The organism is Lysinibacillus sp. FSL K6-0075 (assembly GCF_038592945.1).
GTDB classification, from domain to species: Bacteria; Bacillota; Bacilli; order Bacillales_A; family Planococcaceae; genus Lysinibacillus; species Lysinibacillus fusiformis_F.
In genome coordinates, this window is the sequence record NZ_CP151947.1 from 281,085 (window position 1) to 303,994 (window position 22,910).

Consider the following 22,910-nt stretch of genomic DNA (forward strand, 5'->3'; position numbering starts at 1 on the left):
AAAACGTAATCAATAAAGTTTTAAGTAGCTAGCTTCGGCGAGTGAACGAAACAAAAATTTTGGACATCAAAATTGATGCCAGCAAAACAATTTGAGCTAATCAAATTTCTTTTATGGAGAGTTTGATCCTGGCTCAGGACGAACGCTGGCGGCGTGCCTAATACATGCAAGTCGAGCGAACAGAGAAGGAGCTTGCTCCTTCGACGTTAGCGGCGGACGGGTGAGTAACACGTGGGCAACCTACCCTATAGTTTGGGATAACTCCGGGAAACCGGGGCTAATACCGAATAATTTGTTTCACCTCATGGTGAAACACTGAAAGACGGTTTCGGCTGTCGCTATAGGATGGGCCCGCGGCGCATTAGCTAGTTGGTGAGGTAACGGCTCACCAAGGCGACGATGCGTAGCCGACCTGAGAGGGTGATCGGCCACACTGGGACTGAGACACGGCCCAGACTCCTACGGGAGGCAGCAGTAGGGAATCTTCCACAATGGGCGAAAGCCTGATGGAGCAACGCCGCGTGAGTGAAGAAGGATTTCGGTTCGTAAAACTCTGTTGTAAGGGAAGAACAAGTACAGTAGTAACTGGCTGTACCTTGACGGTACCTTATTAGAAAGCCACGGCTAACTACGTGCCAGCAGCCGCGGTAATACGTAGGTGGCAAGCGTTGTCCGGAATTATTGGGCGTAAAGCGCGCGCAGGTGGTTTCTTAAGTCTGATGTGAAAGCCCACGGCTCAACCGTGGAGGGTCATTGGAAACTGGGAGACTTGAGTGCAGAAGAGGATAGTGGAATTCCAAGTGTAGCGGTGAAATGCGTAGAGATTTGGAGGAACACCAGTGGCGAAGGCGACTATCTGGTCTGTAACTGACACTGAGGCGCGAAAGCGTGGGGAGCAAACAGGATTAGATACCCTGGTAGTCCACGCCGTAAACGATGAGTGCTAAGTGTTAGGGGGTTTCCGCCCCTTAGTGCTGCAGCTAACGCATTAAGCACTCCGCCTGGGGAGTACGGTCGCAAGACTGAAACTCAAAGGAATTGACGGGGGCCCGCACAAGCGGTGGAGCATGTGGTTTAATTCGAAGCAACGCGAAGAACCTTACCAGGTCTTGACATCCCGTTGACCACTGTAGAGATATAGTTTCCCCTTCGGGGGCAACGGTGACAGGTGGTGCATGGTTGTCGTCAGCTCGTGTCGTGAGATGTTGGGTTAAGTCCCGCAACGAGCGCAACCCTTGATCTTAGTTGCCATCATTTAGTTGGGCACTCTAAGGTGACTGCCGGTGACAAACCGGAGGAAGGTGGGGATGACGTCAAATCATCATGCCCCTTATGACCTGGGCTACACACGTGCTACAATGGACGATACAAACGGTTGCCAACTCGCGAGAGGGAGCTAATCCGATAAAGTCGTTCTCAGTTCGGATTGTAGGCTGCAACTCGCCTACATGAAGCCGGAATCGCTAGTAATCGCGGATCAGCATGCCGCGGTGAATACGTTCCCGGGCCTTGTACACACCGCCCGTCACACCACGAGAGTTTGTAACACCCGAAGTCGGTGAGGTAACCTTTTGGAGCCAGCCGCCGAAGGTGGGATAGATGATTGGGGTGAAGTCGTAACAAGGTAGCCGTATCGGAAGGTGCGGCTGGATCACCTCCTTTCTAAGGATTATTTCGGAATACAAACCTTGGGTTTGTAAGATTACGTTTTGCGTTCAGTTTTGAAGGTTCATTCTTTCTGAATGAAACACTTCAAAACTTGTTCTTTGAAAACTGGATAAAACGACATTGAAATTGTAACAAACACATTTATTTTTTAAGTTTTTTATAGGCTTAATAACTTGGTTAAGTTATTAAGGGCGCACGGCGAATGCCTTGGCACTAGGAGCCGAAGAAGGACGGCACTAACACCGATATGCTTCGGGGAGCTGTAAGTGAGCTTTGATCCGGAGATTTCCGAATGGGGGAACCCACTACGTTTAATCGCGTAGTATCTTGACGTGAATACATAGCGTCTTGAAGGCAGACCCAGGGAACTGAAACATCTAAGTACCTGGAGGAAGAGAAAGAAAAATCGATTCCCTGAGTAGCGGCGAGCGAAACGGGAAGAGCCCAAACCAAGAGGCTTGCCTCTTGGGGTTGTAGGACACTCAATACGGAGTTACAAAAGAGCGAGTTAGATGAAGCGACTTGGAAAGGTCCGCCAGAGCAGGTAAAAGCCCTGTAGTCGAAAGTTCGTTCCCTCCTGAGTGGATCCTGAGTACGGCGGAACACGTGAAATTCCGTCGGAATCCGGGAGGACCATCTCCCAAGGCTAAATACTACCTAGTGACCGATAGTGAACCAGTACCGTGAGGGAAAGGTGAAAAGCACCCCGGAAGGGGAGTGAAAGAGATCCTGAAACCGTGTGCCTACAAGTAGTTAGAGCCCGTTAATGGGTGATAGCGTGCCTTTTGTAGAATGAACCGGCGAGTTACGATTACGTGCGAGGTTAAGCTTTAGAAGGCGGAGCCGCAGCGAAAGCGAGTCTGAATAGGGCGAAATAGTACGTGGTCGTAGACCCGAAACCAGGTGATCTACCCATGTCCAGGGTGAAGGTGAGGTAACACTTACTGGAGGCCCGAACCCACGCACGTTGAAAAGTGCGGGGATGAGGTGTGGGTAGCGGAGAAATTCCAATCGAACTTGGAGATAGCTGGTTCTCTCCGAAATAGCTTTAGGGCTAGCCTCGTGATGAGAATACTGGAGGTAGAGCACTGTTTGGACTAGGGGGCCATCCCGGTTTACCGAATTCAGACAAACTCCGAATGCCAGATATTTATACACGGGAGTCAGACTGCGAGTGATAAGATCCGTAGTCAAAAGGGAAACAGCCCAGACCACCAGCTAAGGTCCCAAAGTAATCGTTAAGTGGAAAAGGATGTGGCGTTGCACAGACAACCAGGATGTTGGCTTAGAAGCAGCCATCATTTAAAGAGTGCGTAATAGCTCACTGGTCGAGTGACGCTGCGCCGAAAATGTATCGGGGCTAAACGATTCACCGAAGCTGTGGATTGACATCTACGATGTCAGTGGTAGGAGAGCGTTCTAAGTGCGTTGAAGTCAGACCGGAAGGACTGGTGGAGCGCTTAGAAGTGAGAATGCCGGTATGAGTAGCGAAAGACGGGTGAGAATCCCGTCCACCGTATGACTAAGGTTTCCTGAGGAAGGCTCGTCCGCTCAGGGTTAGTCGGGACCTAAGCCGAGGCCGATAGGCGTAGGCGATGGACAACAGGTTGATATTCCTGTACCACCTCCTCACCGTTTGAGAAATGGGGGGACGCAGTAGGATAGGGTAAGCGCGCTGTTGGATATGCGCGTCCAAGCAGTAAGGCGTGTGTGTAGGCAAATCCGCACACTGTAACGTTGAGCTGTGATGGCGAGTCCGTATGGACGAAGTTCCTGATTTCACACTGCCAAGAAAAGCCTCTATCGAGGTGAGAGGTGCCCGTACCGCAAACCGACACAGGTAGTCGAGGAGAGAATCCTAAGGTGTGCGAGAGAACTCTCGTTAAGGAACTCGGCAAAATGACCCCGTAACTTCGGGAGAAGGGGTGCTCTTGAGCGTGCAAGCGCATGAGAGCCGCAGTGAATAGGCCCAGGCGACTGTTTAGCAAAAACACAGGTCTCTGCAAAACCGTAAGGTGACGTATAGGGGCTGACGCCTGCCCGGTGCTGGAAGGTTAAGAGGAGTGGTTAGCGCAAGCGAAGCTGCGAATTGAAGCCCCAGTAAACGGCGGCCGTAACTATAACGGTCCTAAGGTAGCGAAATTCCTTGTCGGGTAAGTTCCGACCCGCACGAAAGGCGTAACGATCTGGGCACTGTCTCAACGAGAGACTCGGTGAAATTATAGTACCTGTGAAGATGCAGGTTACCCGCGACAGGACGGAAAGACCCCGTGGAGCTTTACTGTAGCCTGATATTGAATTTTGGTACAACTTGTACAGGATAGGTAGGAGCCAGAGATCTCGGAGCGCCAGCTTCGAAGGAGGCGTCGGTGGGATACTACCCTGGTTGTATTGAAATTCTAACCCATGCCCCTTAGCGGGGCAGGAGACAGTGTCAGGCGGACAGTTTGACTGGGGCGGTCGCCTCCTAAAAGGTAACGGAGGCGCCCAAAGGTTCCCTCAGAATGGTTGGAAATCATTCGTAGAGTGTAAAGGCACAAGGGAGCTTGACTGCGAGACCTACAAGTCGAGCAGGGTCGAAAGACGGGCTTAGTGATCCGGTGGTTCCGCATGGAAGGGCCATCGCTCAACGGATAAAAGCTACCCCGGGGATAACAGGCTTATCTCCCCCAAGAGTCCACATCGACGGGGAGGTTTGGCACCTCGATGTCGGCTCATCGCATCCTGGGGCTGTAGTCGGTCCCAAGGGTTGGGCTGTTCGCCCATTAAAGCGGTACGCGAGCTGGGTTCAGAACGTCGTGAGACAGTTCGGTCCCTATCCGTCGTGGGCGTAGGAAATTTGAGAGGAGCTGTCCTTAGTACGAGAGGACCGGGATGGACACACCGCTGGTGTACCAGTTGTCTTGCCAAAGGCATCGCTGGGTAGCTATGTGTGGACGGGATAAGTGCTGAAAGCATCTAAGCATGAAGCCCCCCTCAAGATGAGATTTCCCATTACGCAAGTAAGTAAGATCCCTCAAAGACGATGAGGTAGATAGGTTCGAGGTGGAAGTGTGGTGACACATGGAGCTGACGAATACTAATCGATCGAGGACTTAACCAAAACGTTTGACACATTCAATGCACGTTTATCCAGTTTTGAAAGAATAAGTCTTTCAACTGAATAAGTGAAGTGATGATGGCAAAGAGGTCACACCCGTTCCCATACCGAACACGGAAGTTAAGCTCTTTAGCGCCGATGGTAGTTGGGGGTTTCCCCCTGTGAGAGTAGGACATCGCTTCGCTTATTTTTTGTGGAGGATTAGCTCAGCTGGGAGAGCATCTGCCTTACAAGCAGAGGGTCGGCGGTTCGAGCCCGTCATCCTCCACCATTATGGTCCCGTGGTGTAGCGGTTAACATGCCTGCCTGTCACGCAGGAGATCGCCGGTTCGATCCCGGTCGGGACCGCCATTATTATTGCCGGTGTAGCTCAGTTGGTAGAGCAACTGACTTGTAATCAGTAGGTCGTGGGTTCGACTCCTATCGCCGGCACCATTCCCTTGGAGGGGTAGCGAAGTGGCTAAACGCGGCGGACTGTAAATCCGCTCCTTAGGGTTCGGCGGTTCGAATCCGTCCCCCTCCACCATTTTAGGGGCATAGTTCAACGGTAGAATAGAGGTCTCCAAAACCTTTGGTGTGGGTTCGATTCCTACTGCCCCTGCCAGGTATTGAGGTACTCGTTCATATATAGCTATTATTTTATAGTGGCGATTGTGGCGAAGTGGTTAACGCATCGGATTGTGGTTCCGACATTCGTGGGTTCGATTCCCATCAGTCGCCCCATTTCAAAATTGGGGTATAGCCAAGCGGTAAGGCAACGGATTTTGATTCCGTCATGCCTAGGTTCGAATCCTAGTACCCCAGCCATTTTTTATTTTACGAGCCATTAGCTCAGTTGGTAGAGCATCTGACTTTTAATCAGAGGGTCGAAGGTTCGAGTCCTTCATGGCTCATCATTTTTTAATTAATATGCGCCCGTAGCTCAATTGGATAGAGCGTCTGACTACGGATCAGAAGGTTATGGGTTCGACTCCTGTCGGGCGCGCCAATAAATTCACGTTTACGGAATGTAGCTCAGCTTGGTAGAGCACTTGGTTTGGGACCAAGGGGTCGTAGGTTCGAATCCTGTCATTCCGACCATCTTTCATGATAAATGGGGCCTTAGCTCAGCTGGGAGAGCGCCTGCCTTGCACGCAGGAGGTCAGCGGTTCGATCCCGCTAGGCTCCACCATTTTAATATTTTTGGAGGTATACCCAAGTCTGGCTGAAGGGATCGGTCTTGAAAACCGACAGGCGGGTAACACCGCGCGGGGGTTCGAATCCCTCTACCTCCTCCATTTTCCGGGTCAGTAGCTCAGTTGGTAGAGCATTAGATTGAAGCTCTAAGTGTCGGCGGTTCGATTCCGTCCTGACCCACCATTATTGCGGGTGTAGTTTAATGGTAAAACCTCAGCCTTCCAAGCTGATGTCGTGAGTTCGATTCTCATCACCCGCTCCAAAATGGGCCTATAGCTCAGCTGGTTAGAGCGCACGCCTGATAAGCGTGAGGTCGATGGTTCGAGTCCATTTAGGCCCATCATTATTCCGAAGTAGCTCAGTTGGTAGTAGCACCTGACTGTTAATCAGGTTGTCGCAGGTTCGAGTCCTGCCTTCGGAGCCACGGCCCGTTGGTCAAGTGGTTAAGACACCGCCCTTTCACGGCGGTAACACGGGTTCGAATCCCGTACGGGTCATCAAGCATGTAGCACAGATGTGTGTTACATGCTTTTTTCTATTTTCTTTAAGTACATTCTCCTTTTTCATGTTGTTGAAAAAAGATCATGTCATTAGTAGAAAAAGACCTTTTAGCAAGGTGAGGGGTTGATTTCCGTTCCGCCAGCGTCCTTTCCAGGGGGCGTCCGATGAGCCGCTTCACTCACTAGCGTTCGCTCCAGGGTCTCCTTTGTGACGCTAAATCCCTTAGGAGTGACGCTGGCTCCACTCCAATCAACCATGTGCAAAAGTGTCTTTTCCTTATCTTACATACTAACCGTAGCGATCAAAATAGCCCATGATTTGTATAATTAGATAGGCTCTTATTTTCATTGTGTAGTGACAACACCCCTTCATAAAGGGTAGTGAAGACCTTCACTTTATTTGAAAACCTTTGCTAAAAAAGTTAACATTTTGTAGGTTGGAGTGGAGGGCTACTTGACTCCCGTGGGATAGCGAGACAGGCGAGCCCCTGCACGGAGCGGTAGCAGAGGAAGCGGCTCGGCGCTCGCCCACAGGAAAGCAAGTAGCCTGCAACGGAAATCCGTTTTCACCTTTCACAAAAATTCTATTGTTAGTTTTGTTTTTCAACACTATGTAGATTCTCTTTACGAAAGAGAATCTACAGATTAAATTTGAACAAACTATTTCATATATAAAATATGTATGTTTTTTCAAGTACTATTTTCATGGTGCTTGTTGTTTTGTTCCTCTAATATGAGGATAAGTGGAGGAATCGATATGAATATACAGGAGATACAGCAATTTTTAAGTTTATACCAGACAGAACAAAATAAATCAGAACTTTGGTTAAAGAATAGATTACAGGAAGTTGAAAATGCAGGTGAATATTACCCAACAACTGAGGAGCTAGTTTTTGGTGCACGAGTGGCATGGCGTAATAGCAATAAATGTATCGGACGTCTATTTTGGCAGTCACTGCATGTGGTAGATGCACGTGATGTTTTAGATGAACAGGATATTTTTCAAAAATTACTAGAACATATTGATTATGCAACAAATTGTGGGAAGATCCGTCCAACTATAACAGTGTTTGCTTCAGATAGAGTAAGGATTTGGAATCATCAACTTATCCGTTATGCAGGCTATGAAACAGAAGCAGGCGTTATTGGAGATTCGCAATCCATTGAGTTTACAAAAGTATGTAAATCTCTGGGATGGAAAGGTAAAGGAACGGCTTTTGATGTGCTACCACTCATTATACAGGTGGATGATCGCGCTCCCAAAATGTATGTAATCCCTGAAGAATATATAGTAGAGGTCTCAATCCGCCATCCAGAGTTAGTGGATGTGGAGAAGTTAGGGATGAAATGGTATGCCGTACCCATAATTTCGAGTATGCGTTTTCAAATGGCAGGTATTGATTTTCAAGCTGCTCCATTTAATGGCTGGTATATGGGAACAGAAATCGGTGCACGCAATTTAGCAGATCATGAGCGCTATAACATGCTACCTGCTATTGCAGAAATTTTTAATCTTGATACAACCAAACAAGCGTCTCTTTGGCGTGATCGTGCATTAGTGGAACTTAATATTGCTGTTCTTCACTCATTTAAAGAAGATGGTGTGAGCATTGTTGATCATCATACAGCGGCTCAGCAATTTAAATTGTTTGAGGAAGCAGAAAAATCAGCAGAAAGAGAAGTTACAGGCAACTGGACATGGTTAATCCCGCCACTTTCGCCTGCAACGACTCATATATTCCATAAACCCTATGTAAATATATATCATACACCAAATTATTTTTATCAAAAGCCGTGCTATTAGCAGTAAAGGAGATGTTTACCTTCCTAATAATTTTGAAAATTAATTTCCAAATTACATGTTGAGGAGAGGGCGTTTACTATGTTAGACCAGCAAATCCCGAATATCCCATGGAGACAATTGACGACACCTTATGGTAGAGGAACAACCATCCCTCAGCTGATTGAACAGGAGCAATATCCACAGCTAGCTGCGTTAATTGAACATCAAGGTACACTATGGCAGGTGACACCCTGGGTTTTGCTTCTTCTTTTAAAAAAGCTAGCTAGTAAAAATACGGAGGATATCTCCTTACAAGAATTACAGTTATATTTGGCTGTGGCACATGCTATTACAAAGGATTATCTAGACTCAGTCAATACTGTTGAAACCATGCAGGAGCTATTAGATACTAACTATTTATGGTCAGAAAATGAGGACAATGATGAGCAGGAGTGGGAGGAAGAAACGCCAAAGGGCTATGGGCAGCAAGCTTTTGTAGGCTATTATTATTTTAGTTATTTACTCCTACAAGAGGCTATTCCTATTTTTTCTGCTATGACAGTTCATAGTAATGAAGCAAAAGAATGTCTTGCAGAATTGCTAACATTACTACAGCAATCTGACCATTAAACAATGCGTAAACGTATACACCATATAGAAATAAAGCAGATGGGGAACCTGAACCATCTGCTTTATTTATTAATGCACATATTCATCCTTGGAGGCTCTCATTGAGCAAAAGAAGAGTAATATTGCCACAACGACAAAGAGCCATCCCGCAATATTCCAGCCACCAAAGAAATCATGCAAGTAGCCAAAAAGAATAGGACCAATTGCGGCAAATAAATAACCCAAAGATTGTGCAAAGCCTGATAAATCAGCTGCCTCAAATGCAGTACGAGTGCGGAGAGTGAAGAACATCATTGCTAGGGCGAATGAAGAACCTCCTGCTAACCCTAGAAGGACCATCCACAGTACACCAAGACTAGTCCATTCCATGACAACACCAACAAACCCTACTAAATAGAAAGATGTAAACATCAATACAAGGGGGCGTTGTGAAGTCATTTTACCTGCAATTATAGGCACAGCTAAAGCCATTGGTACTTGTGAGAATTGCATGATGGAAAACATCCAACCGGCCTTGTCAGGAGCTAGCCCTTGGGCAATATAGATCTCGGGAATCCAAGCTGCAGTCGTGTAGAATAATAAAGACTGTAACCCCATTGCGCCTGTGACAGCCCAAGTAACAGGTGATTTCCATAAAGGTGTACCTGTCTTTTTAGATGTAGTAACTGGTTCGGGTTTATTTGATTTTAATTGAGGTATCCAAATTAAGATTGTAATGAGAACGAGTACGAGTGCAATGGACAGCGCACCTTGCCAGCCTAACGATGAATTGGCTATAGGATAGCTAATACCAGCACCAAGACCAGCAGTTAAATTCATGGACATGGTGAAAAAGGCCATCAATAAACCGACATGGTATGGAAATTTTAATTTTAATAATCCTGGAATAAGTACATTTCCAAAAGAAATGGCTACGCCAATTAGCACAGTACCTAATAGAAGTAACTCTGTTGTACCGAGTGAACGTAGGACAATCCCAAAGGCCAATAGAAAAGTTGATAAAAATAATGTTAGCTCAAGCCCTAGTTTGCGTGCTACAACTGGTGCAAATGGAGATATAATAGCAAAAGCAAGCAATGGAATCGTTGTTAGAAAGCCTGCCAATACATTAGATATCCCAAGATCTTCACGGATAAAGGATATAATTGGGCCAACAACAGTTAGTGGCATTCGTAATGTAGAGGCTATAAAGATAACTCCGAAAACTAAAAGTAAGGTTGTTCCTTTCCAGCTAATTTTTTTACTAGGATAACTAGCGGAATGATCATTTGTAGTCAAAATAAAATCCCCCCTAATCATAACCATTCTAATTGAACTACTATAACACTTTATCACACTATTAAAAATAGTAGAAGATTCATAAAATACAGAACATTTTCCGTTATATTGAAATGTCTATGGTCTTATGTTAGTATAATAAACATCATAAATTTAATAATTATATGCCTCATGTTTGTATTGAGGTAGAGGTCGCGATATTTATAAGTATGCTAATTGAAATGACAAGCATTGATGAAATTAGCTGAAAGGAAATATTGCCGAAGTGTGAGGGGACTTGAAAACCTCATGCTGGGGCTGTCTCCGAAAGGAACAGAACTGTCACGTTTGCACAACGTGTTGAGCTATCATTTAGGAAAAACTGAGGATTAACGTAGCCATCACAGTGTATATGTGATGGCATTTTTTTGCCTCATAAATAGGAAGGAAGCTATATCGTGAGTGAAATAAAAGTAAATCAGCTTGGTCATAAAGCACCGAAGCTGAAAAAAGAATTAAAAAGCCGCCATATTACAATGATTTCTTTAGGCGGTACAATCGGTACGGGGCTATTTTTAGCCAGTGGTGGTGCTATTGCACAGGCAGGACCTGGGGGCGCATTGCTGGCCTATGCCTTAATCGGTATTATGGTATATTTTTTAATGACGAGCTTAGGGGAAATGGCTGCGTATATGCCATCATCAGGTTCATTTAGTACCTACGCAACCAAATTTGTAGATCCTGCTTTAGGATTTGCATTAGGCTGGAACTATTGGTATAACTGGGCAATCACAATTGCTGCAGAAATCGCTGCCGTGTCATTAATTATGAAATATTGGTTCCCAGATAGCTCATCAGCACTGTGGACAGTATTATTTATTGCTGTTGTACTGACGTTTAATTTACTATCCGTAAAAAGTTATGGTGAAAGTGAATATTGGTTTGCCATGATTAAAGTCGTAACGGTCATCGTTTTTATTATCATTAGCTTACTAATGATTTTTGGTATTTTAGGTGGGCAGGCTCCTGTAGGTTTCACTAATTTCTTTATTAGTGATGGGCCATTCCATGGTGGCTTCCTTGCTACATTTGGTATTTTCCTAGCTGCTGGATTTTCATTCCAAGGGACAGAATTACTTGGAATTACAGCTGGTGAAACAGATGATCCTGGTAAAAATATTCCGAAGGCTGTTAAATCTGTATTTTGGCGTATTCTTTTGTTTTATATTTTAGCGATTGGTGCAATTGGGATGCTGATTCCATTCACAGATGAACGTTTATTATCAGAAGATATCGCAGTATCACCGTTTACACTAGTGTTTGACCGCCTAGGTATTGCCTTTGCTGCTTCATTAATGAATGCCATTATTTTAACGGCTATGCTGTCAGCAGGAAATTCAGGCCTGTATGCATCTTCTCGTATGCTATGGCAATTAGCGGTGGAAGGACATGCACCTAAATTTTTCGCAAAGCTAAGTCGTCGAGGTATTCCGATTTATGCACTGATGGCAACATTAGCTGTAGGTTGTTTAGCATTTTTAGCGTCATTCTTTGGTGATGGAGTGGTTTATATCTGGCTATTAAATGCCTCTGGAATGTCAGGCTTTATTGCATGGCTGGGTATTGCATTTAGTCATTATCGTTTCCGTCGAGCGTTTGATGCACAGGGCTTAGATCCAAAGTTATTACCTTATAAAGCCAAATTATATCCATTTGGACCATTATTTGCTTTTACCGTTTGTATGATCGTAGTCATTGGACAAAATTACACAGCCTTTACAGGTGATAAAATTGATTGGTATGGCATCCTTGTTTCGTATATCGGGATTCCACTATTTTTAGCACTATGGTTTGGCTATAAAATAAAGCACAAAACCAAAATGCTGCCACTTAAAGATTGTGATTTAAAAGTTGAAGAGTAAATAATAGAGCTGTTCTGTAAACCAAAGAGTGATGGGTTTATAGGACAGCTCTTTTTCGACACTCATGAACAAAATCTCTCAAAATAAACATCATAAATATGGTAATGTAATATAGATATGGAAATTTAGAGTTGGCAGGGAGAGGTGTATGATAGTGCAAAAGCATATTTTACTCGTAGAAGATGATGAAGCCATTCGTGAAATGGTCGATAATTACTTAACAATGGAAGGTTTCTCTGTCACAACAACGACCAATGGCGAAGAAGCATTACGAAGTTGTTTAGAAAATACCTTTGATTTAATCATCCTAGATATTATGATTCCTAAACTAAATGGATTAGAAGTATTAAAGATTATTCGAGAGCAGGCAGCACTTCCTATCATTATTATGTCTGCAAAAGACAGCGATGTTGATAAAGCATTGGGCTTAGGATTAGGAGCAGATGATTATATTGCTAAACCCTTTTCTATGCTAGAATTTTCGGCACGTGTAAAGGCTGTTATCAGAAGAGCTACAAAATACTCTAGTCAGGATAACCAAAAGCAAGATGTCCTAGAAATTGATAATTTAAAGATAGATATTGTTAATTACGCAATAGCAAAGAACGGGCAAGAGGTAAAGCTGACATCAAAGGAATTTTCTATTTTAAAGTTGTTTGTGACAAATCGTCATCGGGTTTTTACCAAAGAGCAAATTTATCAGATGATATGGAAAGATGCTTACTACGGCGATGAAAATATTATAAATGTACATATAAGAAGACTACGCGAAAAAATAGAAGATGACCCGTCAAATCCTCTATATATTAAAACCCTATGGGGAATCGGCTATAAGTTTGAGGGTTAAGAATATGATGATATTTCTATTACTAATAGTGGTATTGCTAATGGGGATTATTATTTTTCAATGGAAAGTCAAAAAGGAACAAGATCGCACTATCCAATACATGCATAGAAAATTACAAGTAATTGTGAATGAACAGACTTATGAACAGATTTTAGTAGCAACTACAAATTCAGAAATTCAACAGTTACTTATTACAATGAATACCGTACTAGATCAGCATCAAAAAATCCAAGCAACACATCAGAAAATGGAAAATTCCATGAAAAAGATGTTGGCAAACATTTCGCATGATCTTAAAACGCCTTTAACGGTTGTATTAGGCTATATTGAGATGCTTCAACTTCAGAGCTCGATTAGTGAGGAGGAACGCCAACGATTACTTACGGGTGTTCATGCTAAAACTTTAGAAGTATTAAAAATTATTCATACATTTTTTGATCTGGCGAAATTAGAGGCTGGAGATACAGATTATCCAATCACTAAAATCAATGTCAGTGAAATCTGTCGTAAAAATATATTATCTTTTTATGATCTGGTTACCTCAATGGGATTAGATATTAAGATTGATATCCCAGAGCGCCCTATGTATGCACTCGGTAATGAAGAAGCATTAGATAGAGCCCTAAACAATCTACTGTCTAATGCTATTGCATATGGAGCAGATGGCCATGTCATTGGAATTACCGTAAGAAATGATGAAGCCAATATTGATATTGATGTGTGGGATTGTGGCAAGGGCATTGATGAATATCATATCGATAGCGTTTTTGAAAGGATGTATACACTAGAGGATTCTCGAAATAAATCCTTCCAAGGTAGTGGTTTGGGACTAACGATTACAAAGCGACTAGTAGAAATAATGAATGGCTCCATTCGGTTATCGAGTATTCCCTATGAAAAAACCATTTTTACCATTTCGTTAAAACGAATGATGTATTGAATCCATTATGCTTGTAGAGCTTTAATGCTTTGCAGGCTTTTTTACTTAAGAAATTTGTAAGAATGCAGTAATAAAATAGAGAGTTTCATTTTTTATAATGAACGTAGTCACAATTGAGGGAGAGAATTACATGACATACATTGTAAAAACAAACCAGCTTACGAAAGTCTACGATGGAAAAGAAGTTGTTTCTGCTGTCAATATGAACGTTAAGAAGGGAGAGATTTATGGATTTTTAGGTCCTAATGGTGCGGGTAAAACCACTGTTATGAAGATGCTAACTAATCTAACGAAACCTACAAGTGGGGATGTAGAGATTTTAGGGGAGAAATTGACAGACCGATCCTATGAAATACTAAAAAGAATGGGATCAATTATTGAATATCCTATTTTCTATGAAAAATTAACGGCTAGTGAGACTCTGGAACTACATTGTGAATACATGGGTTATTATGATAAGAAAGAAATTGCGCATGTTCTTAATTTAGTAAAGTTATCGAATACAGAAAATAAGCAGGTTAAAGATTTTTCTCTGGGGATGAAACAGAGATTAGGCATTGCACGAGCTATTATTACAAAGCCAGAGTTACTTATATTAGATGAACCCATTAATGGATTGGACCCAGTAGGGATAAAGGAGTTAAGAGAGCTTTTCAAGATGCTTTGTAAGGAGTATGGCATAACCATTATTATTTCTAGTCATATTCTGGCTGAAATAGAACAATTGGTCGATACGATAGGTGTTATTAAGAATGGTAGGCTCATCACTGAGGTAGCAATGGATACAATCAATCGTGATCAGGTCAATTATACGGAAGTGATCGTAAGTGATGGGAAAAAGGCAGCGTTTATTATTGAAAGTGAATTGAAGATTACTAATTTCAAGCTGATGGATGATAACTCTATACGTATTTATGACTCAACAGTATCCCAGCAAACCCTATCTAGAGCATTAATTGAACATGGCGTTGAGATTGAGGAGATTAGTAAAAAAACAAGTTCATTAGAGGATTATTTCTTAAAGCTAATCAATGGAGGCGTTGTTCATGCTTAATTTAATGCGTTTGGAAATGAAAAAATTTCATTTAGGGTCCTATGTTAAAGGAGCCATTATTGCTAATTTTGTTATTCTTGGGTTTTTGTTTATGATTTTATTTATTTCTAAAGTAGAGGGAGATCCAGGGCTTGAAAATTATGAGGTTGCTTTAAGTGTCATTGATTCCTTTGTAAGAGCAGTTTTTATTATTTTTGCTTCTACGTTAATAGCTAAGTTAATCATCGGAGAATATAAATTTAAAACCATCACATTAGCCTTTATGTATCCTATAAGTAGAAAGAAATTAATGGTCGCAAAGCTTGCCATTGTCATGCTATTTACATTCACCATGATCATTATCTCCAATGCTCTTATTACAACAATTTTTTGTGTCATTAGCGATCGATATGAATTAATTCCTGATGTACTATCAAGTTCTTTAATTATCCAGCACATACCTTCTATATTGATGAATGCGATTGCCGCCTCAGGTATAGCTTTAATCCCATTGTATTTCGGGATGAGAAAATACTCCATACCGACAACGATTATTTCATCTATTATAATTGTATCTGTAACTTCGTCTAATTCAGGTAACTTTACTTTAAACGATATTATTATTATTCCAATTACTTTAGCAATCGTGGGTCTTGGTATTGCCTATTTAGCCATACGGAATGTTGAGAAGGTTGATGTGTAATCGAAAAAAACAGGTACTCAATTTTTAAGAGTACCTGGTTTTTTATTACGCAAATATTGTTTCCCACAGTAAATAGATATTCAATGCCACAACGATGACAACTACAAACCAACCTAAAATAGTTGTAATACGATGATTGACTAAACTGCCCATGATGTCGCGTTTGCTTGTAAACATGACAAGTGGGACCAGGGCAAATGCAATACCGAAAGATAACACAACCTGACTTAGAACGAGAGCATAGGTTGCGTTCACCCCTGATGCAATAATGACTAGCGGAGGCACCATAGTAATCGCTCTTCGTAAATAAAGTGGTATTTTTCTTTGAATAAATCCTTGCATGACTACGTCGCCTGCTAAAGTTCCTACGGAGGAGCTAGCTAGCCCTGCAATGAGTAAACCTAAGCCAAAGGAAATAGCTGCCATTGGGCCGAGCGCCTCTTTTAAGCCATTATAGGCTACATCTAAATCTTCTACTACCATGCCTTGTGTGTGGAATACTGCTGCGGCAATAATGAGCATGCTCATATTGATGGCACCAGCAATAATCATAGCGATGATAATGTCGATAAATTCAAAACGGAAAATACGTTTCTTTTCATCCTCATTACGACCAATAATACGACTTTGTGTTAACGAAGAATGTAAGTAAATAGCATGAGGCATAACGGTTGCACCTAAAATACCTGTTGCTAGTAATAGCGAATCTACACCTTCAAAGTGTGGCGTGAACATGCCAATCGCTACATCGCCCCATGCTGGCTGGGCTAAAAATGTTTGGAAGGCAAATGCTAATACAACAATTAAAACCATGCCTGAGATACCTGCCTCAAAGGCTCTAAATCCTCTTCTTTGCAGCTCTAAAATAGCGAATGAACCCACCGCTGTAATCAATGCTGCGGGAAGCATAGGAATATTGAAAAGTAAATAAAGCCCTAATGCTGCCCCGATAAATTCAGCGAGGTCAGTGGCAATGATGACCAATTCAGCCTGTATCCATAAAAAGATAGATGTTTTTTTAGAAAAATGCTCGCGTGCTACTTCAGGTAAATTCTTTCCTGTCGCAATGCCAAGCTTGGCAGACAGGGATTGAATTAACACGGCCATTAAATTAGAAAAGGCTATAACCCAAAGTAGCAAATAGCCGTATTGAGAACCTGCTGTAATGTTTGTAGCAAAATTACCAGGGTCGATATAGGCGACTGCTGCAATGAAAGCAGGTCCTAAAAATGGTAAAAATCGTCGCCAACCTTTTATATCTCCATCTAAAACCGCCTCTGCAGACGGTTTTGTGACTTTTTTGTAAACCATATTGTTCCCTCGTTTCAAAAAGTATCATTAACGAAATAAAGTTTCCTATAGGAAAATAAGATATTAGTATTCTAACGCTAGGAATAAAAAAAGTGAAGTAGTTTGTTTTATCTTTCTTTATAAGTATGTGTCATTCTCATCATTTTCTAATTAGACTTTCACCACTTGTATCGTATACGATGAAAAGAAAAGGCGAAGGACGGATTCGACATGACGCATCGAATTTTAATTATTGAAGATGAAGAAAATATTGCCAGAGTGCTACAACTGGAGCTTCAATTTGAAGGGTATGAGGCAGAAATGGCCCATACAGGAGCAGAAGGCTTACTACAATACCGTGAGCAGCAATGGGATTTAATTTTACTTGATATCATGCTACCTGAGATGAGCGGTATTGATGTGCTAAAGCGGATTCGTGCAACAGAATCCCAGACGCCTGTTATCATGTTGACTGCCAAAAGCGAGGTAGAGGATAAGGTAAAGGGCTTGGATTTAGGAGCCAATGATTATGTGACAAAGCCTTTTGAAATTGAGGAGCTGCTGGCACGTATTCGCAATGCTTTACGATTTTCGCAGAAGGTCAGTCCAAAGCAAGTTGCCCTTATATTTGGCCATTTATCGATAAACGAGCAAACAAGGGAAGTTGTCTATTTTGATAAGGAAATTCAGCTGACACCTCGTGAGTATGATTTGCTGTTCTATTTACTGAAACATCCCAAACAAGTACTGACAAGAGAGCAAATACTAGAGGCTGTGTGGGGCTATGATTATTATGGGGATACAAATGTTGTGGATGTTTATATACGTTATGTCCGTCAAAAGCTTGAAGCTGCCAATGCTACACCTCTTATTCAAACGGTTCGAGGTGTTGGGTATGTGCTAAAGGAACACAGTTATGAGACTTAAAACAAAAATTCATCTACTAACAACATTGCTAATGCTAGTTATAGTAGTGGCAACAAATAGTGGAATTTATTTGTTGTATGAGAAATTTGCCTATGATACGGAATATAATCAGCTCCAGACACGGGCAAATGATTTAAGCGCTACACTGAGTCAGTTAAATGCACAAACCAACCTACAGCAAGTATTAAGAGCGTATATGCCAACAGATGGCGCTGTCTATATTTATGAAGGTGAGCGTTTGAAAACAAAGGTTCAGGCTACTCTTGAAATGCAAGAAGGTCCTTCTATTACCTACACAATGCCTGCTATTTGGATAGACGGAACGGTTGTGGACATAACATTACAGCAATCTATGGAAGAAGTAGAGCGGACATTAGATTTGTTAAAGGTCATATTGATTGTTGTATCGATTATGGCAACAGTTCCGATTTTCCTAGCGAGCTTAGTACTTGGGCGTCTTATTTTATTACCGCTAGAACGTTTAAATGAGACCATGCGCAAAAGTGCATCTACTGGGAAATATGAAAAAATAGATATCGCAGAAAAAGGTGGAGACGAGTTAACAAATATTAATCGTACTTTCAATATGATGATGGAGAAGCTTGAGCAGCATTATCAAAAGCAACAAGAATTTGTATCAAACGCCTCCCATGAGCTGAAAACACCTATAACTGTTATTGAAAGCTATGCAAAATTACTCCTAAGAAGAGGTTTTGATAATCGGGAGGTTGCTCAGGAATCCTTACAAGCCATTGCTAATGAATCATCTCGTATGCATGAAATGGTGCTGCAATTGCTAGAACTAGCTAAAAATAATGAGCATTTGGACGTTCATTTCGAGCAGCTAGAGCTTGCCCCGTTCTTAAATAAAGTAGCTTCACAAATGGAGCAGGCATATCATCGAACATTTAGAATGGATGCGACGATTCCAAGATTTATTTATAGTGATGAAAAAATATTGAAGCAACTACTCTTTATTTTACTTGATAATGCGAGGAAATATAGTGAGGATGAAGTACGTATTCTAGCCACAGAAACAACTAATCAAGTACGTATTACCATCCAAGATTTTGGTATGGGTATTCCTGCAGAGCATATTCCTCATTTGTTTGAGCGTTTTTATCGTGTAACAGAGGATCGTAATCGTAAGACAGGCGGTTCAGGGCTAGGGCTAGCAATAGCACATGAGCTGGCACAACAATTAGGCATAACGATAGATGTGAAAAGTAAGCTAGGGGAAGGCTCAAGCTTTACTTTATATATACCAAAGGAGGAACAGCAATGAAAAAGTGGATATTAATAATTGTTGTTATTATCCTTCTTTGTAGTGGAGTAATTTGGTTTATTCAAAATCGTTATTTTTACGTTCAACCTCTTAGTGAAGCGGAGGCTGTTCGCCATATTGAAACAATCTATAATGGTCATGTTACACAAGTGAAGAAACAAGGAAATACCTTTGAAATGCTATTTACGCGGGAGAATGTTAAATATGCAGCCATACTTGATGTTACGACACAGCAGGTGACTGATCTAATAATGAAAGAAGGACAAAGTAAATTACTGTTAACAGAAAAGCAGATCAGACAAATGGTTAAAAAGGAATATGGTGATGTAGAAAGTGTTATGCTAACAGATTCAATTTATACTGTGCGTGTTGAAAATGAGAAAATACAAAAGGATTTAACGCTTGATGGTTATACTGGTGATGTACTGACAGAGAGAAAGGTTGAACTACAAGGACAATCTATCGAAGAGCCTATTATTACTGAACAGCAGGCCATTCAAATAGCTCTTAAGCAATTAAAGGGTGAAGTGGATTCAGTTGATTTTGAGGAAACCTCAGAGGGTGGTTACTATTTAGTTGAAATCGAAACACAGGAGGACGAGGCTACTTTTCAAATTCATGCTGTTTCAGGGAAGGTGTTGTCTGTTACATGGGATGACGATCAATAAATCATTCTCATGAAATTCTAATGTTCCTCTTATAGTTCTATCATCTTCACTTGGTAAGCTAAGTTTAGATAAAACAAAGGAGAGATGAACATGAAAAAAATGATTATGATTCCAGCACTAGTAATTACTCTTGGGGTGGGAGCAGCGATTGGCTCGACGACTTTATTATCAGGAAATGCCCAAGAAAAAAAGGTTTTATCAATGCAGGAAATTGAGAAGAAAGCTCTAGCAGTAGTTGATGGTACAGTGGCAAATATCGAATTTGACCAAAACCAGTTTAGCTCTATTTATGAAGTAGAGGTGCATACAGATACAGAAGAATATGATTTAAAGTTTGATGCTTTTAGTGGAAAATTACTCAAACAGAAAAAAGAACGTCTAGATGATGATGATTGGGATGATCAAATTCCAACTACCACTACGACAACAAAAATAATTACAAAAGAGCAGGCTATCAAGACAGCCCAAACGAAAGCAAAGGGCACAGTGACAAAAATTAAGCTCGATGATGGTGTATATGAAATTGAACTGAAAGACGGTCAATATGAATACGAAGTAGAAGTAGATGCAGTCTCTGGGAACATTATCGACTTTGAACAAGGCTATGATGACTAATTTAATGAACTGTCTTAAAGGTAGAACATACTTTTAAGGCAGTTTTTGTTGTATATACTGCGGGTATTCAAGAAATTTTATTTAAGAAGCGGTTATTTTAAACCTATGCTTTTGCTCAAAAAAAAGAAAAATTTTCTTCTTTACTTTTTTAATCGGCAGGCGTAATATGACATCATTATAAAAGTTTCAAATTTCTAAATCGCTGAAGCAACTAGACGCGGGGGAACCAATTTTGACGGATGGCATAGCCATTCTTGGGGTGAATCTCTTCCATTTGGAGGAGTAGGGCTACTCAGGCCCGAATCCGACAGCTAACCTCGTAAGCGTTAAGAGCAGAAAAGTGGAGCTTGGCAGACGGATGAGCGTCTACAAGTCTTATTTAGTGATGACTTGTAGGCGTTTTTTGATGTTATTTAGAAAGGCGAAACACATTCTATGAAACTAGAAGGTGTTTATCAATGAAATCCTCATTCAAACGTTATGTAATCGGTAAACCATTAAGATCCGATGCGTTAGGGGAACAAAAGCTAAGTAAAACAAAGGCATTGGCCATATTATCGTCTGATGCGTTGTCGTCAGTAGCCTATGGGCCAGAACAAATTTTAATTGTCCTGATGACGGTAGGTACAATGGCATTTTGGTATTCCTTACCTATTGCCGCTGGAGTGGTTGTTCTACTTGTGGCACTGATTTTATCCTATCGTCAGGTTATCTTCGCCTATCCACATGGGGGAGGCGCCTATGTCGTATCACGAGAGAATTTAGGCGTGAATGCAGGTCTTGTAGCTGGGGGCTCTTTGCTTGTTGATTATATTTTAACGGTAGCAGTAAGTGTGTCGGCAGGAACAGATGCCATTACATCGGCATTCCCAAGTCTTCACCCTTACAATGTACCCATTGCTATCATTTTTGTGATTTTCTTAACGATTTTAAACTTGCGAGGTGTAACGGAGTCAGCCTCTATCTTGGCGTATCCAGTCTATCTATTTGTAGGCGTTATGCTATTGTTAATTGGGATTGGACTTTATAATGTGGCAACTGGGCAGGTGCCAGCAGAGCTACATCCAAAGATTGGCACACCAGTGGCAGGGATTAGCCTATTTATTTTATTAAAGGCATTCGCTTCAGGAAGCTCAGCCTTAACAGGGGTAGAGGCTATTTCTAACGCAATTCCTAATTTTAGAAATCCTGCCCCTAATAATGCTGCTAAAACGCTTTTAGCAATGGGCGCCATTTTAGCCGTTTTATTCATCGGGATTGTTAGCCTATCTTATTTTTATGGGGTTGCACCAACAGCAGAAGCAACAGTAGTATCCCAGCTAGCAGAAGCTAGTATTGGTCGCAATTTCCTTTATTATATTGTACAGGGAACTACGGCAATGATATTAGTACTTGCGGCAAACACAGGATATTCAGCCTTTCCATTGCTTGCTGTGAATTTATCGAAGGATGGTTTTATCCCAAGAATCTTCCAAATTCGAGGCGATCGTCTTGGCTATTCAAATGGCATTTTAATGCTAGGTGTTGCAGCCATTGTTTTAATTATACTATTTGACGGGGCCACAGAGCATTTAATTCCGCTTTATGCAGTAGGGGTATTTATTCCCTTTACATTAGCGCAAACGGGAATGATGCGAAAATGGTGGCGCGAAAAACCAAAAGGTTGGGTAGCGAGATTTACAATCAATACAATAGGAGCAGCTATCTCTTTCATCGTGGCAATGATGTTTTTTGTGACAAAAATGCCTCAAGTTTGGCCTGTGTTTATCTTTTTACCAATTATAATTTTTGTATTCCATCGTATTAAGCACCATTACCAAGCCGTTGGAGAACAGTTAAGATTGAATCATGAGGAGCTGGCTACTATTGAGGGGAATGTTTTCATTGTGCCAGTAGCTGGGATAACGAAGGTGGTTGAAAATTCCCTACATTATGCTAAATCACTTAAGGTGGATAAAGTGATCGCCTTTTATGTAGCTTTCGATCAAGCAGATGCAAAAGCCTTTGAAGAGAAGTGGAACGCATGGCAACCGGATGTACGGTTAGTTACTTACTATTCACCATATCGCAGCATTACACAGCCATTGATTAAATTTATTGATAAAGTTGAACATCAATGTACGAAGACAGGTCATAAAGTAACGGTTGTTATCCCTCAATTTTTACCGAAAAAAGGGTGGCACCATATGCTACACAACCAATCGAGTCTTCTCATTCGTACGACACTGTTATTTCACAGAAATGTCGTCATTATGACAGTACCTTTTCATTTATCAAAATAATGCTAGCAAGCTAGAAAATAGTCTGTTATAATCAGTACGTTGATTGAAAACACGAACGTTTACAATTAAAAAGTTGCAGAATACCATTAAATTCCGAAAAATCAAACTTTTTTTAGTGAGAGATAGTAGCTCTTGCCGAATAAAGTGATAAATTGGTTATTCTGATAGTTTCATACAAATCCACTCATATAATAGCGAGAATAGGGCTCGCGAGTTTCTACCGATTTACCGTAAATGAATCGACTATGGGTAGCAATGCTTTTAGAGAGCTTCAATTTTAATGA

14 protein-coding genes, 17 tRNA genes, 3 rRNA genes and 3 riboswitches are annotated in these 22,910 nt (G+C 41.6%); of the genes, 32 read left to right on the forward strand and 2 right to left on the reverse strand.

All coding sequences use genetic code 11. From position 1 onward, the window contains the following. The first annotated feature begins 110 nt into the window (after positions 1-110). From MHB65_RS01260 to MHB65_RS01365, 22 genes are all read left to right on the forward strand, one after another. Positions 111-1,662: ribosomal RNA gene (locus tag MHB65_RS01260) — 16S ribosomal RNA — on the forward strand. Positions 1,663-1,843: 181 nt separating this feature from the next. Next, positions 1,844-4,771, forward strand: a 23S ribosomal RNA gene (locus tag MHB65_RS01265). Positions 4,772-4,836: 65 nt separating this feature from the next. Beyond that, positions 4,837-4,952 (forward strand): 5S ribosomal RNA (gene rrf, locus MHB65_RS01270). Together the 16S, 23S and 5S rRNA genes with 17 tRNA genes alongside form the textbook arrangement of a ribosomal RNA operon. An 11-nt stretch (positions 4,953-4,963) precedes the next feature. Next, positions 4,964-5,039 (forward strand) — tRNA-Val (locus MHB65_RS01275). A 4-nt stretch (positions 5,040-5,043) separates the two neighbouring features. Further along, positions 5,044-5,119, forward strand: a tRNA-Asp gene (locus tag MHB65_RS01280). An 8-nt stretch (positions 5,120-5,127) separates the two neighbouring features. After that, positions 5,128-5,203, forward strand: a tRNA-Thr gene (locus tag MHB65_RS01285). A gap of 7 nt (positions 5,204-5,210) precedes the next feature. Continuing rightward, positions 5,211-5,294: transfer RNA gene (locus MHB65_RS01290), tRNA-Tyr, on the forward strand. Positions 5,295-5,298: 4 nt separating this feature from the next. Continuing rightward, positions 5,299-5,372: transfer RNA gene (locus tag MHB65_RS01295), tRNA-Trp, on the forward strand. 43 nt (positions 5,373-5,415) lie between these two features. Further along, positions 5,416-5,491, forward strand: a tRNA-His gene (locus MHB65_RS01300). A 9-nt stretch (positions 5,492-5,500) separates the two neighbouring features. Then, positions 5,501-5,575: transfer RNA gene (locus MHB65_RS01305), tRNA-Gln, on the forward strand. 13 nt (positions 5,576-5,588) lie between these two features. Continuing rightward, positions 5,589-5,661: transfer RNA gene (locus MHB65_RS01310), tRNA-Lys, on the forward strand. Between the two features lie 18 nt (positions 5,662-5,679). Beyond that, positions 5,680-5,756: transfer RNA gene (locus MHB65_RS01315), tRNA-Arg, on the forward strand. A 15-nt stretch (positions 5,757-5,771) separates the two neighbouring features. Then, positions 5,772-5,848, forward strand: a tRNA-Pro gene (locus tag MHB65_RS01320). Positions 5,849-5,863: 15 nt separating this feature from the next. Next, positions 5,864-5,939: transfer RNA gene (locus MHB65_RS01325), tRNA-Ala, on the forward strand. Between the two features lie 13 nt (positions 5,940-5,952). After that, positions 5,953-6,045 (forward strand) — tRNA-Ser (locus MHB65_RS01330). A 6-nt stretch (positions 6,046-6,051) separates the two neighbouring features. After that, a tRNA-Phe gene (locus tag MHB65_RS01335) sits at positions 6,052-6,127 on the forward strand. Between the two features lie 5 nt (positions 6,128-6,132). Beyond that, a tRNA-Gly gene (locus tag MHB65_RS01340) sits at positions 6,133-6,206 on the forward strand. A 4-nt stretch (positions 6,207-6,210) separates the two neighbouring features. Then, positions 6,211-6,284, forward strand: a tRNA-Ile gene (locus MHB65_RS01345). 7 nt (positions 6,285-6,291) lie between these two features. After that, positions 6,292-6,368: transfer RNA gene (locus MHB65_RS01350), tRNA-Asn, on the forward strand. A 1-nt stretch (position 6,369) separates the two neighbouring features. Further along, positions 6,370-6,441 (forward strand) — tRNA-Glu (locus MHB65_RS01355). Between the two features lie 760 nt (positions 6,442-7,201). After that, positions 7,202-8,248, forward strand: a complete 1,047-nt coding sequence (locus MHB65_RS01360) for a nitric oxide synthase oxygenase (RefSeq protein ID WP_342442241.1) — start codon at positions 7,202-7,204, stop codon at positions 8,246-8,248. A 78-nt stretch (positions 8,249-8,326) separates the two neighbouring features. Then, positions 8,327-8,857, forward strand: coding sequence for a hypothetical protein (locus MHB65_RS01365; RefSeq protein WP_342442242.1), 531 nt, complete (start codon positions 8,327-8,329; stop codon positions 8,855-8,857). Between the two features lie 69 nt (positions 8,858-8,926). On the opposite strand, the gene MHB65_RS01370 is transcribed toward MHB65_RS01365, so the two are convergent. Then, positions 8,927-10,135 carry an MFS transporter gene (locus tag MHB65_RS01370; RefSeq protein ID WP_342442243.1) on the reverse strand — a complete coding sequence of 403 codons (1,209 nt, stop codon included), beginning with the start codon at positions 10,133-10,135 and terminating at the stop codon, positions 8,927-8,929. Between the two features lie 178 nt (positions 10,136-10,313). Continuing rightward, positions 10,314-10,490, forward strand: a riboswitch (Lysine riboswitch). An 82-nt stretch (positions 10,491-10,572) separates the two neighbouring features. On the opposite strand from MHB65_RS01370, the gene MHB65_RS01375 reads away from it, so the two are divergent. From MHB65_RS01375 to MHB65_RS01395, 5 genes are all read left to right on the forward strand, one after another. Further along, positions 10,573-12,036: an amino acid permease gene (locus tag MHB65_RS01375; protein WP_342442244.1), complete on the forward strand. Its 1,464-nt coding sequence runs from the start codon at positions 10,573-10,575 to the stop codon at positions 12,034-12,036. 154 nt (positions 12,037-12,190) lie between these two features. Beyond that, complete coding sequence (locus MHB65_RS01380; RefSeq protein WP_342443687.1) at positions 12,191-12,883, forward strand: response regulator transcription factor; 693 nt, start codon at positions 12,191-12,193, stop codon at positions 12,881-12,883. Between the two features lie 4 nt (positions 12,884-12,887). After that, positions 12,888-13,823 carry a sensor histidine kinase gene (locus MHB65_RS01385; protein ID WP_342442245.1) on the forward strand — a complete coding sequence of 312 codons (936 nt, stop codon included), beginning with the start codon at positions 12,888-12,890 and terminating at the stop codon, positions 13,821-13,823. 130 nt (positions 13,824-13,953) lie between these two features. Next, positions 13,954-14,877 carry an ABC transporter ATP-binding protein gene (locus tag MHB65_RS01390; RefSeq protein ID WP_342442246.1) on the forward strand — a complete coding sequence of 308 codons (924 nt, stop codon included), beginning with the start codon at positions 13,954-13,956 and terminating at the stop codon, positions 14,875-14,877. After that, positions 14,870-15,559 carry an ABC transporter permease gene (locus MHB65_RS01395; RefSeq protein WP_205446506.1) on the forward strand — a complete coding sequence of 230 codons (690 nt, stop codon included), beginning with the start codon at positions 14,870-14,872 and terminating at the stop codon, positions 15,557-15,559. Before MHB65_RS01390 ends, MHB65_RS01395 begins: the two co-directional genes overlap by 8 nt. Before the next feature lie 45 nt (positions 15,560-15,604). On the opposite strand, the gene MHB65_RS01400 is transcribed toward MHB65_RS01395, so the two are convergent. Continuing rightward, on the reverse strand, positions 15,605-16,870 hold the full coding sequence (locus MHB65_RS01400; protein WP_342442247.1) for an Nramp family divalent metal transporter: 1,266 nt from the start codon (positions 16,868-16,870) through the stop codon (positions 15,605-15,607). Between the two features lie 210 nt (positions 16,871-17,080). On the opposite strand from MHB65_RS01400, the gene MHB65_RS01405 reads away from it, so the two are divergent. The 5 genes from MHB65_RS01405 (at position 17,081) to MHB65_RS01425 (ending at position 22,626) form a co-directional block, all read left to right on the forward strand. After that, positions 17,081-17,776, forward strand: coding sequence for a response regulator transcription factor (locus MHB65_RS01405; RefSeq protein ID WP_342442248.1), 696 nt, complete (start codon positions 17,081-17,083; stop codon positions 17,774-17,776). Beyond that, positions 17,766-19,061: a HAMP domain-containing sensor histidine kinase gene (locus MHB65_RS01410; RefSeq protein ID WP_342442249.1), complete on the forward strand. Its 1,296-nt coding sequence runs from the start codon at positions 17,766-17,768 to the stop codon at positions 19,059-19,061. Before MHB65_RS01405 ends, MHB65_RS01410 begins: the two co-directional genes overlap by 11 nt. Then, positions 19,058-19,729: a PepSY domain-containing protein gene (locus tag MHB65_RS01415; RefSeq protein WP_342442250.1), complete on the forward strand. Its 672-nt coding sequence runs from the start codon at positions 19,058-19,060 to the stop codon at positions 19,727-19,729. Before MHB65_RS01410 ends, MHB65_RS01415 begins: the two co-directional genes overlap by 4 nt. Positions 19,730-19,819: 90 nt before the next feature. Next, complete coding sequence (locus tag MHB65_RS01420) at positions 19,820-20,344, forward strand: PepSY domain-containing protein (protein ID WP_342442251.1); 525 nt, start codon at positions 19,820-19,822, stop codon at positions 20,342-20,344. Between the two features lie 190 nt (positions 20,345-20,534). Beyond that, positions 20,535-20,684: riboswitch (cyclic di-AMP (ydaO/yuaA leader) on the forward strand. A gap of 118 nt (positions 20,685-20,802) precedes the next feature. After that, the gene (locus MHB65_RS01425; RefSeq protein WP_205446512.1) at positions 20,803-22,626 is read left to right on the forward strand and encodes an APC family permease; all 1,824 of its coding nucleotides are present in this window, start codon (positions 20,803-20,805) and stop codon (positions 22,624-22,626) included. A gap of 164 nt (positions 22,627-22,790) precedes the next feature. Then, positions 22,791-22,892: riboswitch (purine riboswitch) on the forward strand. Positions 22,893-22,910 lie beyond the last annotated feature (18 nt).

What these genes read in the sequence shown, in the direction of transcription:
- MHB65_RS01425 (WP_205446512.1), top strand. Translation starts at nt 20,803, where the DNA reads ATGAAATCCTCATTCAAACGTTATGTAATCGGTAAACCATTAAGATCC.
- MHB65_RS01385 (WP_342442245.1), top strand. Translation starts at nt 12,888, where the DNA reads ATGATGATATTTCTATTACTAATAGTGGTATTGCTAATGGGGATTATT.
- MHB65_RS01360 (WP_342442241.1), top strand. Translation starts at nt 7,202, where the DNA reads ATGAATATACAGGAGATACAGCAATTTTTAAGTTTATACCAGACAGAA.
- MHB65_RS01400 (WP_342442247.1), bottom strand. Translation starts at nt 16,870, where the DNA reads ATGGTTTACAAAAAAGTCACAAAACCGTCTGCAGAGGCGGTTTTAGAT.
- MHB65_RS01420 (WP_342442251.1), top strand. Translation starts at nt 19,820, where the DNA reads ATGAAAAAAATGATTATGATTCCAGCACTAGTAATTACTCTTGGGGTG.
- MHB65_RS01365 (WP_342442242.1), top strand. Translation starts at nt 8,327, where the DNA reads ATGTTAGACCAGCAAATCCCGAATATCCCATGGAGACAATTGACGACA.
- MHB65_RS01390 (WP_342442246.1), top strand. Translation starts at nt 13,954, where the DNA reads ATGACATACATTGTAAAAACAAACCAGCTTACGAAAGTCTACGATGGA.
- MHB65_RS01395 (WP_205446506.1), top strand. Translation starts at nt 14,870, where the DNA reads ATGCTTAATTTAATGCGTTTGGAAATGAAAAAATTTCATTTAGGGTCC.
- MHB65_RS01415 (WP_342442250.1), top strand. Translation starts at nt 19,058, where the DNA reads ATGAAAAAGTGGATATTAATAATTGTTGTTATTATCCTTCTTTGTAGT.
- MHB65_RS01405 (WP_342442248.1), top strand. Translation starts at nt 17,081, where the DNA reads ATGACGCATCGAATTTTAATTATTGAAGATGAAGAAAATATTGCCAGA.
- MHB65_RS01410 (WP_342442249.1), top strand. Translation starts at nt 17,766, where the DNA reads ATGAGACTTAAAACAAAAATTCATCTACTAACAACATTGCTAATGCTA.